Raw genomic sequence first — 12362 nt, 5'->3', positions numbered from 1 at the left:
ACTTCACTGGGGGGCATGCCGGCCTGGCGGGGGCGGTCTAGTTGGGGCTGGACCAGGCATCGCCATCGAAAGCGATGCCGACCTTGATCCGCGCGATCGGCACGGAGCCCGATCCGCTGATCGTGCCGTCCGGCAACACGTGCCCGGTGATGGGTCTCTTGACGCTCAGAGCGGCCAAATCGTCCATGACGACCTCCGTGTCCTGTCCCGAGCATTCATTTCGCTCGGCTTGGCCCACTATCCTCGCTCCAAGAGCACAGACAACTTTAAGTGGCCTTTAGCGTTAGGTGTTAGCGTTAACCTTACTATCAATTCCTTGGATATTGGCATGCGCAGTGATAGCTCCATAAAAGCTGATGTCCGACGACGAACTGATGAGCCGCATATAATCAACCTTTGATTGCATCGGCGATCGCGCGTCGTTCACGAACACAGCGCGGGAGGATCGCACCTCACAGCTTCTTCGCCGCGCTCGCGGTTGCGCGACCTTGCGGCTTCGTTGAGCGACGGACCGCAACGCTCCGCTCGAGACCACGAGCAAGCGCTCGAGGACGCGGGCGTCGCGTCAGGCGCGACGTCGGCGTTAACGTCAATCTTCGAACGGCGCGCAGCTCACGATACGACGCGCATGCGAGCCTGATAGAGTGCGCGTGGGGATCGACCGCCAACCGGAGGCCGTGGATCATTGCTACATATCACCGCCGTTAGCCGGACATTCTCGACGGCCACGCCGATGATCGTCAGCTATCTGCTGTCGAGCGGATCGCTGGCGGCGGCGAGCCTGGCGCAGCTCGTGACGTTTGCGATCCTGGCGCGTGCGCTGGGCCCGGCTGAATTCGGCCTGTTCGTCCAGATATCGGCGGTGACCGCGATCGCGGTGCAGATCTGCGGCCTCGGCGCCTCCGACTGCCTGCTGCGCAGGGTCGCGCGCGAGCCGGCGAGTTATCCTGACCTGCTTGGCCACAACATTCTCCTGATCGGGCTCACCGGCGCGGTGCTCGTGATCGGCGGCGTCGCGGCGATGGCGTCGTGGACGCGCATGGTCTCCGGTCCCTCGATCGCCGTCTCGGCCATCGCGCTGCTGTTCCTCGGCAACGTCGTGCTGGTCCGCCTGATCCTCCTCGTCGAGACCGTATTCCTCAGCCTCGGCCAGGTTCGCTCGGCCAATCGCTCGGTCGTGGGCTTTGCGATCGCGCGCACGGCGACGGCCGCGCTTGCCTGTCTCGTATTCCATGCATCGAGCCTGTCGGAATGGGCGGCATGGCAGTTTGGCGGACACCTGCTCTATGCCCTGGTGGGACTGATGTGGCTCCGGCCGCTTGGCCGGCCGCGATTGGCGATCCTGCGCGAGGAATTGCGCTCCGGCGTTCTGTTCAGCTCCCAATTCGTCGTTCGTGCGATCCGATCCAACGTCGACCTGTTCGTGATCGGCCTGTTCACGCCGATCGAGACCGTCGGCAGCTACGGCGTCGCCCGCCGCATCATGGACAGCAGCTACCTCTCGATCGATGCGTTCAACCGGCTGATCTATCCGCGCTTCGCGCGCGCCAGCCGCGACGGCCTGCATCTGGCGCTGCCCGCGGCAAAGCGTGCTCTGGCCGCGGCCCTCGGCCTCGGCGCGGCGACCTGCCTCATCCTGTTCGTGCTGGCGCCCGAGTTGCCGCGGTTGTTCGGCCGCGAGTACCATGATCTTGCGTTCTTCGTGCGGTGCCTGTCCGGCACGGTGATCCTGATCGGCGCCTGGGCAGTCGCGATGGACTTGCTGGGGGCATCGGGACGGCAAGGCGTGCGCGCGCTGATCCTGAACAGCACCAATCTGGTCGGCAGCGGACTCATCGCTGCAGCGACCTGGCTCGCCGCTCCGATCGGGACCTTCCTGGCACTCTATGTGATCGAGGGATCCCTTGTCGTCTCCGCGTGGCTGGTGCTGCTGCGGCTCGTGCGCCGCAGTTGCCGGGATGCGGACGAGTCCGGCGCGACTGTTGCGCGGTCAAGGAATGTCCCGGACGACGCGGCTGTCGATCCAAGCCGCCGGAGCCTTCCGGCCGTGCAGGAAGCCGAGCGGTAGCGCCGCGGCGTGGAACAACCACGCAACGACAGCATAGAGACCAAGCGTCAGGCTGCGCTGGCGCAGGCTCATCAATCCGATGACGCCGGCGATCGTGGCCGCATCGATCGCAAGCCCCGATCCGGGATGCGGCGTCAGGAACGGCAGCACGACCATGGCGGCCAGCCAGAGGTAGACCGCGCCCCACAGCTTCAATTCCGGCAATTCCTGAACCAGCTGCTTCCACTGCGGCTTGCCGAACGCCGCCCGCAGCAGTTCGCCGATGCCGCGCAGATAGCCCGACTTCCAGCGCCGGACGAGCAGCGCGTAGGCGTTGATGGCATGGCCGAAATGCCGGACGAAGCTGCGGTCGAGACGGTGCAGCCGCCAGCCGCTCGCCCGCAGCCGCACGCCGAGATCGAACTCCTCGTAGCCATGCAGATTGCGGTCCGACAGATATCCGACCTGCTCGATCGCCGTCCGCCGATAAAGACCGCCGCCGTTCAAGCGGTCGATCTCCCCGATCCGGTTCTCCGGCGAGATCCTGCGGCCGCGCCGCACATATTCGAGACTGGTGTCGTTCATCTCCACGACATGCCCGGTCACACCCGCGACGCCCGGATGGTCCGCGAGCCAGGCGAGCGCGTCGGGCAGGAAGGCGGGATCAAGCAGCATGTCGCCGTCCATCAGACAGATGAACGGTTCGCGACTGTACTGGAAACCGAGCTGCGGACCGATGCCGCAACTCGGCGCGATCGCCGGTTCAAGCTGCACGATGCGGACGGGATATCTCGCCGCGACGGCGAGCGTCGCGTCGCGCGAACCGCCGTCGGCCACGATGACTTCGCCGCCGATCCCTTCGAGCGCAGCCAGCACGCTCTCGATCGCCGGGCCGATCCGCGCCTCCTCGTTGAGGGCCTTGAGGATAACCGACACTGCCATGGCGTGATCCACCTCAGCCGAAATCGCACATCAGCCGGCTCCAGTCCTCGCCGGCGAGCCCGCCGAGATAGATGTCACCGCGCGCGACGGCGTCGTTCACCTCGGCAATCCGCGTCAGCGCCATGGCGAACGCCCGGTGCCGAAACACGAGCCAGCGCTGCAGCGCCAGCCCCGGCATCAAGGCGGGCTGCGCGCGGCCGCGGGCTTCGACATGGCCGGTGCTTTCCAGATGGCGGAACATCGCACCCAGCACGACGATTTCTTGGCCGGGCAGCGACAGGATGTTCAGAACGTGCGCCGTCCGCCCCGGGGCGGCGTAGTAGACGAATGCGCCGATCGGCGTGCCGGCACGGTCTTCCACCGCGCGGATAGTGAACGCGCCGAGCCTGGTATTCTGCGCCGCCAGGGCGACCAGCCAGCCAAGTTCATCTTCCGACCACAACGGCCGCACCGCATAATGGGCGATCAGCCGCGGCGCATGCTCAAGAAAGGCCGGGACCGGCATCTCGGTCACGTTCACGCCGGCGGCCTGGTCCGCATCGTCGCCGCCGCGCAGACAGCGCAGCAGCGCGTCGAGGGGGCGCAGCAGCGTCGCGAAGCCCGGATCGTTTCGGCGCAAGAACCGCAGCGAGAAGCGTCCGGCGAGCGCGCCCAGCGGACGGAAGCTGCGCGCCCATTCCAGGTTCTGCACGGGTATCGGTTTTCCGCCGATCGCCCGCAGGTGATCGGCGCTGGTCGGCGAGGCGCTGTCGCAAAACGAAAAATCGGCGCGCCTGGGCCGCAGCGCAAGGATCAGCTGCGCCGCGCCGGCAGCTTCCTTGTTGGCGTCGGTCATGAAGACGCCAAGCAGCCGTCCGGGCACGACATTGCCACAGGCCATGAAGCGCATCGGGACAGTGAGCAACGCGCTACGGATGCGTCCGTCCTGCTGCTCGTAGACCTGCGTGCCTGCCGTCGCACTGTAGCACGGCGAGCCGAAGTTCAGGGCGGCCAGGTACGCCTCGAGGTCCGGGCTCGCCGGCTTGTCGGCATCCCTGAAGATCTTGAGGAAGAGGCGCGCGACTGCCGGCACGTCGTCGGTAGTCATCGGCCTGACGGAGCCCCTGCGCGGGGCCTGTGCATTCGCCTGCGTCTGCGGCCCGCGCTGCAGCATCTAGCGCTCGGGAATTAGCGGACGCGCCCGCGCGTCATGCGGATGGCGGGGCCGGAAAGCAATATGCGACGATGAATTCAGCATGGTCAGCCACTTGATCTGTGTCCAATCGCAGCGGCGTCGCCGGACGCCAGTATCAATGATCTTCAAAAACCGATGACCCTGTCCCTCATCGCTCACCGCGTGGTGCGCCTGGGCGGTCTTCACTGTCACTCAAGCAAATCGAGAGCATTAACCCCGATTGCGCCGACCGGGCGCCCGTCATGCGGCGACCCTCCAACTTCGGGCGCAAGCCGTCAAGAATTTCAACTTGTGGAGGTTAATGCGCGTCCCGACCGCGGTCCGTGACATCCGCATGACCGGGTGAGCCGCTACTTTGGCGCGATGGTTCCGGTTACCTTCAGTCTCGCCGACCTCACCCAACCCGAGACGTCGTTGCCCGTCCCCGGATTGAGATACATCACCGACGACCAGCCATCACTGGTCTGCGCATAGGCGACGAGCACGTCATTCGGAATCACGAACACCCCGCTGATCGGGCAGTGAAGATTGGGCGCCGAGTAGAATTGCAGCCGCCCCTTGCCCGTCACCACATTGGCAAGCGGCGGCGACAGCATCGGGACGCGACTGGTACCCGCCCGCGGCTCCTTGCAGCTCGACGGCGGCTGCGCGTGCACAGTTGCACCCAGAGCCCCCAGCATCAGGGCACTACCGGCGATGCAGGCGAGAACAAACCTGTCCGACGTCATTCACTCTCCGACCGCACGACGCAATCATCCGTCATTCCGGAGTTTGTCGCCGGACGAGGCGGGCAGGTTCTGTGCGCTCCAACGAAACTTTGCGCGCCCGCGTCGAGACGCGCGTGTCGCCGGTTCCGGCAGCGCAACGCGTGTCCGGTTCAGTTTGCGGCGATGATGACGAGGTTGTTCAAGACAGGCGTCGAACAGAAGGCGACGACGAGCGCGATGTTGTAGACATTGTCGCTGCGCCAAAGCAGCCACGTCAGGACGAATGTGAGACCGAGCTTGGGAACCAGCCATCCGCGTATCCCAGGAGCAAGGCGGATTGTTGATCCATGTCACGAAGCGGCCGAGCGGGATGCGGACGTTGAGATGCGCACAAGCATCGGGGACGAAGAAGATGAATGCCGCGGCGATCGCCATGTCCGGCGGGATCCGAAACAGGATCGCCATGATCGGAAGAAAGGCGTCGGACAGCACCCGTTCCAACCAGAAATGTCGGGCGCCGGTGATGAACGTAATGCCGTTCGCGCTGTGGTGGAACGAGTGCATCGCCCACAGCAAGGGGATCGCGTGCTGAAGCCGATGGAACGTGTATTTGTAGAGGTCGAGCGCCACCACCACGATCGCGAACGAGACGTACCACCTGTAGCCTTCGGTCGGCAGCTTGATCCAGCCAAGTCCGACATAGCTTGCAATCGCACCCGCGCTAATCGCAGCAAGTGGGGCGAACAGGTGCTCCAACCCGACGCTCACGATGACCGCGAGCCAATCAGCACGAAACTCGTCGCCGGAAACAGGCGCAATGGGCCACGTCTTCTCCAGGATGCGACTGCCGTAGACGATCCCCAGAAGGACCGCTGCGCAAAAAACGGCGTTTGAAATCTCACTCGACATGAGAAACGAACCCGCCGGTTCAAAAGGCCGGACAAAATGAATAAAACATTCCGCCGCCTGTAGACTGAAAAACCTTATTTTTTCTCAACGCCCCGACGGGCGCAAGCAGGGTTTTTACGGGCGTTCCTTCGCCTTCAGCCCTGACTTCACCACACCTTGGTCCACGCCGGCAGCGCCGTTCGATCACCCGTCAATCCCACGGCGGCTTGCCGCGGAATGCCTCGACCAGGAAGTCCACCATCACCCGCACTTTTGCGCTGACATGGCGGCGGCTCGGGTAAACCGCCAGCACGTCGATCTCGGGTGTGTGATAGTCCGGCAGCAGGCGGACCAGGCGGCCCTGCCGCAGCAGCTCCCCGATCAGGAATGTCGGCTGCAGGATCAATCCGAATCCGGCCGCTGCTGCCGCACAAGCCGTTTCGCCGTTGTTGGTATGGAAGATGTTGGAGACCGGCACGGCGTGAAGCTTGCCGTCGCCGTCGAGCAGCCGCCATTCCTCGGCCGAGGCGGAATAGGCGTAGGCAATGCAGGCGTGGTTTTTGATGTCATCCGGGGTCTGCGGCGCGCCGTGTCGCGCGACGTAATCCGGTGACGCACAGACGAAATGATGGATGGCCGCGAGCTTGCGGCTGATCAGGCTCGGCGATCCTCCGCGTGAGATGCGCACAGCCAGATCGAAGCCCTCGTCGACGAGGTCGACGAGCCGATCGACCAGGCTGATGTCGAGTTCGATGTCCGGATAGCGCGCCATGAAGCGTGGCCATAGCGGCGCGAGGTGAAGAATGCCGAAGCTCAGCGGCGCGTTGATCCGCAGACGCCCGCGCGGCTGCATTGCAGTGGACGACGCGATCGCCTCCGCCTCCGCCACCTCCTCCAGGATCGAGAGCGCGCGGTCATACAGCGTCTTGCCGGTCTCGGTCAGCGACAGGCGCCGCGAGGTCCGGTTGAGCAGGCGCGCCCCGAGCATCTCCTCCAGCTCGTTGACGTAGCGGGTCACATTGGCCGGCGAGGTCTCCAGTTTGTCCGCCGCGCGGGTGAAGGAGCCTTGGCCGACCACGGTGGCAAACACCTCGAAGGCACGCAGACGGTCCATGGCATCCTCGATCATTCATAAAAGATGAATGATACAACCATCTTCTGCACCTTCTTTCCAGTTCTGTAAGTGACTAATCAGGTTCCCATCACGCCGCGATTGGCGCGGCCGAACCGGAGAACGGACATGGCACAGGGTACGGGACGTCTTTCAGACAAGGTTGCAATCGTGACCGGCGCGAGCTCGGGCATCGGCCGGGTCACGGCCAAGCTGTTCGCGGCCGAAGGCGCGAAGGTGGTGGTCGGCGCGCGGCGGGAAAGCGAACTGGCGAGCCTGGTCGACGAGATCAAGGCCAGCGGCGGGACAGCGGTCTCGCTCGCCGGCGACGTGCGCTCGGAAGATTATGCCAAGGCCCTCGTCGCCCTGGCGGTCAAGGCATTCGGCCGATTAGACATTGCCTTCAACAATGCCGGCACCCTCGGCGAGGGCGGTGCCTCGACCGGCGTCTCCGAAGCCGGCTGGAACGATGCCGTCGCGATCAACCTCACCGGCTCGTTCCTGGGCGCCAAGCACCAGATCGCCGAGATGACCAAGCATGGCGGCGGATCGGTGATCTTCACCTCGACCTTCGTCGGTTACAGCTCGTCATTCCCCGGCGTTGCCGCCTATGCCGCAAGCAAGTCCGGCCTGATCGGCTTGACCCAGACGCTTGCGTCCGAGTTTGGCCCACAGAACGTCAGGGTCAACGCGGTGCTGCCCGGCGCAATCGAGACCGAGATGTATCGCGAGATGAACGACACCCCTGACAAGGCGGCGTTCGTCACCAACCTGCACGCGCTCAAGCGCGTGGGTCGCCCCGAGGAAGTCGCGCGCTCGGTGCTTTATTTGGCGTCGGAAGATTCCAGCTTCGTCACCGGGACCGCGTTGCTGGTCGACGGCGGCCTCTCGATCACCCGCACCTGAGGCGACCGACCAACCATCGTTCAAGGAGGCTGACATGGGATTGCTGGTCGACGGGAAATGGCAAGACGCCTGGTATGCGACAAAGCCAAGCGGTGGTCGCTTCATTCGCAAGGACAGCTCCTTCCGCAACTGGATCACGGCCGACGGCAGCGCCGGCCCGACCGGAATCGGCGGCTACAAGGCAAAGGCCGGCCGCTATCATCTTTATGTCAGCCTCGCCTGCCCCTGGGCCCACCGCACACTGATCATGCGCGCGCTGAAGGGGCTCGAGGACCAGATCTCTGTATCGGTGGTGCACTGGCTAATGCTCGAGCACGGCTGGACCTTCGCCGACGGCCCGGGCGTGGTCCCGGACACCGTCTACCACGCCCGGTTCCTGCATCAAATCTATACCGCAGCGGATCCATACTACAGCGGTCGCGTCACCGTTCCCGTACTATGGGACAAGCACACCGGCAGCATCGTCAGCAACGAATCGTCCGAGATCATCCGGATGCTGAATTCGGCCTTCGATGGAATCGGCGCCAAGCCCGGCGACTACTATCCGGCCGCGCTCCGCGAAGAGATCGACGCGGTCAACACGCGCGTCTACCACACCGTCAACAACGGCGTTTACAAGGCAGGCTTCGCCACCACGCAGCAAGCCTATGAGGAAGCCGTCGTGCCGCTGTTCGACACGTTGGACTGGCTCGAGCAACGGCTTGCCGACCGGCGTTTCCTGCTAGGCGACAGCCTGACCGAAGCCGACATCCGCCTGTTCACGACACTGATCCGCTTCGACGCGGTCTATGTCGGGCACTTCAAGTGCAACATCCGGCGGCTGGTCGATTATCCAAATCTGTTCGCCTATACGCGCGACATCTATCAGTGGCCCGGCGTCGCCGCGACGGTGGATTTCGAGCATATCCGGCGGCACTATTACGAGAGCCATCGCTCGATCAATCCGACCGGGATCGTTCCGCTCGGTCCCGTCCTCGACTTCACCGCAGCGCACGGACGCACGCAGCCGGCCGCCGCGAATCTTCCGCGAGCGCATGGGCTTCGGCACGTGGGATAGATCGAGAATCCGCGAGCACGGATGCGAGGTTGAAGCAGATACCCGGTTGAACACCAGAGATCGCGACCGCGACGAACAGCAGAACCCCAACACCACTTCGTTGGAGGACGGACGATCCGAGAGAACTGCGGCTCCGAAGCCGAATTTCATTCCTGCTCGGACGGCGCGAATCCGGCAATCAGCTTCACGAGCTCCGTCTGGCCTGCGGTGTCGGTCTTTCGAAACACGTTATGAAGGTGGGTCTTGACCGTTGCCTGCGTCAGCCCGAGCGTCTCGGCCAGCGCCCGCACGCCATCGACCTTCATGACCGCATCGACAATCCGGACTTCACTCGCCGTGAGCTTGTAGAGCTTGGCGAGCGCCTCGAGCGGCGGTGGATTCGCCGGCGATGTCTTGCGGACGAAGACGGCGGCGACCGCCGAGTGCAGCGCGCCGGTCCGCTGCCGGTCGCCCGTGGTCAGCGGTAACACGTAGGCAAAGGAGCCGCCCCGCAGCGAAGTCAGGAGCGGAATCGGACCGGGGTTGCCGGCTGCGGCATTGCCGTTCTCGGCTGCAGCAAGCGCCTCGCGCAACGCGCGCTGCGCCTGCGGCGAGACCGCCGTCAATGCGCCCATCCTCTCGGTGAGCAGCGCGCCATCGTTGAGCAGAGCGCGTCCGGGACCGTTGGCGAAGACCAGGCGCCCGTTCGCGCCGACCAGGAAAACGCCGGCCGTGACGTTGTCGAGCGTCTCTAACAGGACCGCCTGCGCGGTCCTGTTCTGGTCGAACAGCCGTCCGATCGAGACCGCACGCTGCAAATGCGGCACGATCAGCGCAAGGCGCCGACGATTCTCCGCATCGGCGAGGCCGTCCGCTTCATGCATCTGAATGGCAATGATGGATGAACTGGTCGCGCTCTTTTCCAGATTGGCGGCGACCGAATCGATGACGCCCTGCGGCTTCATCCACTCCTCGTAGAACACCGTCTCCAGCATTTCTTCGAACGGAACGAGATCGGTGGACCCGTAGACCTGACCGGCATCATAGAAGGTAGCCGCAGGAAAACATGGATTCAGGGAGAAATATTTCTCGAAGTAAAGCTTGGTGTAGTGAGGATCGTTGTTGAACAGATGCAGCTGCGCGGACTGCTCGGTTGCGGCATCGTGCCAGAACAGATTTGCCGAGGAGCCACCGACGAACCGACACACTTTCTCGATGGCACGTGGCCAGAGGGGAGGATCGAGCGCGGCATCATAAACGACGCCGATCAGCTCTGAAAGCAAGGCTGATTCAGACGTCACGGCCAACTCTTCATCGTGGCGAGCAATTCGTGGGGCATTGGCGCCTCAGTGGGACTCTACCTCTACAACACGCACCATCACGACGGCAAACGTTGCGTACACGAATATTGGGACGGCGTTGCCCCACGGAACAGCATGCCAAGACCCGTCTGCGGCTATTTCGCTGGTGTGTTCGGCTTGGCAGGCGCCGTCTGCCTCTGCGAAACGACGGCCTTTCCCGACGAAGCTTCCGGCGCGGCGGGCGCCACGGGCGCTGACTGGCCGACCGACAGCGAGACGCCGAACACGCGCCATTGTCCGTCCACCGGCGCGAACAATAATTCAAAATTCACCTGCGACGGCACCGACGGGAAAAACCCGGCCATGTGCAACAGGCCATTCGGCTCGATCTGCGGCAATAACGAGAGCTGCGGCTCGATCACGGCGACGCCGGAGAGATCGAGCTTATCGGCGCGCTGCTTGGCGAAAATCTCCGCGAGCTTGGCCGCGGTGTTGACCTGGAAACCGGAGGCGCCGAGGTCGCGCAGCACGGTGTAATTCCCGCTCTTGTTGGCATGATCGAGCGCAAGGAGCGTCGAGCGGATCAGCATCAGCACGCCGTTGCGGTCGATGTTGGCGGGCTTGGCCGCCTGCTGCTGCGCCGAAGGTTGTGACGGGGGCGGGTGCGGCTGCGGCGACGGCTGCTGCGCGAACGTCGCGACCGCGCCCAGTATCAGGAGCCCAACGCCGGCACTGACCCAACGCAGCGTCATGGCAATGCCGCTCAAGCCTACCACTGGATCGACACGGCGCCACGCCCGCCAGCGACATTGCGCTCGAGCCCGATGCCGCCGCCGGCATTGGCGACGATCGCATAGTTCTTGCTGTCATAGAGCAGCGCGGTTGCGCCGATTGCAAAGGCGTTGGCACCTTCGAAATTGCCGTAACCGGCCGACAGCGCGAATTTGCGGCCCGGTTGCAGCGCCGGCATCGATCCGGCAGCGAGCGCAACCGCGGTGCCGCTGCGCGCCTCGAAACGGTTGTCCATCACCTGCGATTGCAGCGAGGTCACCTGTGATTGCAGCGAGGTGAACTGTGACTGCAATGAGGTGAGGTTCGATGGATTGAAGCTCGAGGTCGCCAGGTTTCCGGCGGCGTCCGACGTGACGAAGGACACCGGCCCGCTCTGGGCCGCCAGGCTTGCCGCGGAGGTGACGCCGGCCAGGCGATAAGTGTTGCCTGCGGTGCCGATCGCGACCTGGTTGGCCGCCGTCGTCGTCGCGCCCGCGCCGACCGCGGTGGAGTTCGCAAATCCTGCGGTGGCGCCGGAACCGATGGCGGTAGCGCTCGCCGCGGACGCAGTGCTGCCCTGCCCATAGGCCGTCGCGCCTGCATCGGTCGCGCTGCTGCCGGCGCCCGTGGCAGTCGCGTTGGATGCCGAGGCTATCGCACCATTGCCGAATGCGGAGCTGCCTGCAGCGGCACTTGCCTTCGCCCCATCGCCCACGGCCGTGTTGCCGAGCGCCGCCGCCGAGCTGGCGCCGATGGCTATCGATCCGGTCGCGACCGCGCCGGTACCGATGGCAATGGCATTCGCGCCGGTACCGGCGGTCGCGCCATCGCCGATCGCGACGGCGCTCGCCCCGGTGGCGTGGGCATTGTTGCCGGCCGCGAAGGCATTGGCGCCGGTCGCCGTCACCGTATTGCCCAGCGCGACGGCATTTGTGGTGCTGGCGCTGGCGCCGCTTCCGATGGCCGTCGAGGACACCCCCGCTGCGGCGCTGTTGAGGCCTATTGCAACTGACTTGTCGCCGGTGGACCGTGCGCCCGTACCCGCGCTTCCGTCGCCGCCACCTCCGATCGCGACGCTGTAACTCCCGGAAGCGGTAGCAGCAAAGTTGGTACCACCAACCCCGGTAAACTCGCCGCCTCCCAACGCGGTGCTCCCAGCGCCCGCTGCGCTGCTGTTGGCACCGCTCGTCGTGCTGTAGTTTCCACGCGCCTTGCTGCCGACGCCGCTCGCCGTGCTGTCGATACCGCTTGCCCCGGCGCCCAGGCCGATCGCCATGCTGTTTTGCCCGCTCGCCGTGGTGTTGACACCGATCGCCACGCTGCCATCACCGCTCGCTTGGCTCACGGGGCCGCAAACGAACGCAAAATTCCCAGTTGCGGTGCCGAGCGGGGCACCTGTCCCGGCCGCGCCGCAAACGGTTTGCGCAGCTGCTGGCAACGGCGCAAACAGCGAAACGAACGTCGCGAGCGCGGCGGCGC

Annotated in this window: 12 protein-coding genes; 3 read left to right on the top strand and 9 right to left on the bottom strand. The window is 64.7% G+C overall.

Annotated elements, in window-relative coordinates; genetic code table 11:
* Positions 1 to 37: 37 nt before the first annotated feature.
* Positions 38 to 187, bottom strand: a complete 150-nt coding sequence (locus ACTUWL_RS18880; protein WP_021079553.1) for a hypothetical protein — start codon at positions 185 to 187, stop codon at positions 38 to 40.
* 498 nt (positions 188 to 685) lie between these two features.
* Here ACTUWL_RS18880 and ACTUWL_RS18875 point away from each other — a divergent pair, with 498 nt between their 5' ends.
* Positions 686 to 2068 carry a lipopolysaccharide biosynthesis protein gene (locus ACTUWL_RS18875; protein WP_021079554.1) on the top strand — a complete coding sequence of 461 codons (1383 nt, stop codon included), beginning with the start codon at positions 686 to 688 and terminating at the stop codon, positions 2066 to 2068.
* Here the strand turns inward: ACTUWL_RS18875 and ACTUWL_RS18870 are convergent.
* From ACTUWL_RS18870 to ACTUWL_RS18850, 5 genes are all read right to left on the bottom strand, one after another.
* The gene (locus ACTUWL_RS18870) at positions 1991 to 2989 is read right to left on the bottom strand and encodes a glycosyltransferase family 2 protein (protein WP_021079555.1); all 999 of its coding nucleotides are present in this window, start codon (positions 2987 to 2989) and stop codon (positions 1991 to 1993) included. The two genes, ACTUWL_RS18875 and ACTUWL_RS18870, sit on opposite strands and share 78 nt — an antisense overlap.
* 13 nt (positions 2990 to 3002) lie before the next feature.
* Entirely contained in the window at positions 3003 to 4076 is a 1074-nt protein-coding gene (locus tag ACTUWL_RS18865; protein ID WP_146160322.1) for a GNAT family N-acetyltransferase, read from the bottom strand.
* A gap of 437 nt (positions 4077 to 4513) precedes the next feature.
* Positions 4514 to 4891, bottom strand: a complete 378-nt coding sequence (locus ACTUWL_RS18860) for a hypothetical protein (RefSeq protein ID WP_021079557.1) — start codon at positions 4889 to 4891, stop codon at positions 4514 to 4516.
* Positions 4892 to 4915: 24 nt separating this feature from the next.
* On the bottom strand, positions 4916 to 5779 hold the full coding sequence (locus tag ACTUWL_RS18855) for a sterol desaturase family protein (RefSeq protein ID WP_021079558.1): 864 nt from the start codon (positions 5777 to 5779) through the stop codon (positions 4916 to 4918).
* A gap of 190 nt (positions 5780 to 5969) precedes the next feature.
* Positions 5970 to 6872 (bottom strand): LysR family transcriptional regulator, encoded by a 903-nt coding sequence (locus ACTUWL_RS18850; RefSeq protein ID WP_021079559.1) that lies wholly within the window; start codon positions 6870 to 6872, stop codon positions 5970 to 5972.
* A gap of 126 nt (positions 6873 to 6998) precedes the next feature.
* On the opposite strand from ACTUWL_RS18850, the gene ACTUWL_RS18845 reads away from it, so the two are divergent.
* Entirely contained in the window at positions 6999 to 7775 is a 777-nt protein-coding gene (locus tag ACTUWL_RS18845; protein ID WP_021079560.1) for an SDR family oxidoreductase, read from the top strand.
* Between the two features lie 34 nt (positions 7776 to 7809).
* On the top strand, positions 7810 to 8832 hold the full coding sequence (locus tag ACTUWL_RS18840; protein WP_021079561.1) for a glutathione S-transferase family protein: 1023 nt from the start codon (positions 7810 to 7812) through the stop codon (positions 8830 to 8832).
* Between the two features lie 146 nt (positions 8833 to 8978).
* Here the strand turns inward: ACTUWL_RS18840 and ACTUWL_RS18835 are convergent, their stop codons facing one another.
* The 3 genes from ACTUWL_RS18835 to ACTUWL_RS18825 form a co-directional block, all read right to left on the bottom strand.
* Entirely contained in the window at positions 8979 to 10112 is a 1134-nt protein-coding gene (locus ACTUWL_RS18835) for a helix-turn-helix transcriptional regulator (RefSeq protein ID WP_021079562.1), read from the bottom strand.
* Between the two features lie 155 nt (positions 10113 to 10267).
* Positions 10268 to 10864: a hypothetical protein gene (locus ACTUWL_RS18830; protein ID WP_021079563.1), complete on the bottom strand. Its 597-nt coding sequence runs from the start codon at positions 10862 to 10864 to the stop codon at positions 10268 to 10270.
* A 17-nt stretch (positions 10865 to 10881) separates the two neighbouring features.
* The gene (locus ACTUWL_RS18825) at positions 10882 to 12201 is read right to left on the bottom strand and encodes a YadA family autotransporter adhesin (RefSeq protein WP_158267739.1); all 1320 of its coding nucleotides are present in this window, start codon (positions 12199 to 12201) and stop codon (positions 10882 to 10884) included.
* Positions 12202 to 12362 lie beyond the last annotated feature (161 nt).

It is taken from the genome of Bradyrhizobium sp. WCU1, assembly GCF_053474805.1.
Note: the sequence above shows the minus strand (reverse complement) of the source record. Positions and strands in the feature narration are given on the sequence as shown.

Coding starts and splice junctions, on each gene's coding strand:
- ACTUWL_RS18880 (WP_021079553.1), bottom strand. CDS start 187: ATGGACGATTTGGCCGCTCTGAGCGTCAAGAGACCCATCACCGGGCAC.
- ACTUWL_RS18870 (WP_021079555.1), bottom strand. CDS start 2,989: ATGGCAGTGTCGGTTATCCTCAAGGCCCTCAACGAGGAGGCGCGGATC.
- ACTUWL_RS18865 (WP_146160322.1), bottom strand. CDS start 4,076: ATGACTACCGACGACGTGCCGGCAGTCGCGCGCCTCTTCCTCAAGATC.
- ACTUWL_RS18860 (WP_021079557.1), bottom strand. CDS start 4,891: ATGACGTCGGACAGGTTTGTTCTCGCCTGCATCGCCGGTAGTGCCCTG.
- ACTUWL_RS18855 (WP_021079558.1), bottom strand. CDS start 5,779: ATGTCGAGTGAGATTTCAAACGCCGTTTTTTGCGCAGCGGTCCTTCTG.
- ACTUWL_RS18850 (WP_021079559.1), bottom strand. CDS start 6,872: ATGGACCGTCTGCGTGCCTTCGAGGTGTTTGCCACCGTGGTCGGCCAA.
- ACTUWL_RS18845 (WP_021079560.1), top strand. CDS start 6,999: ATGGCACAGGGTACGGGACGTCTTTCAGACAAGGTTGCAATCGTGACC.
- ACTUWL_RS18840 (WP_021079561.1), top strand. CDS start 7,810: ATGGGATTGCTGGTCGACGGGAAATGGCAAGACGCCTGGTATGCGACA.
- ACTUWL_RS18830 (WP_021079563.1), bottom strand. CDS start 10,864: ATGACGCTGCGTTGGGTCAGTGCCGGCGTTGGGCTCCTGATACTGGGC.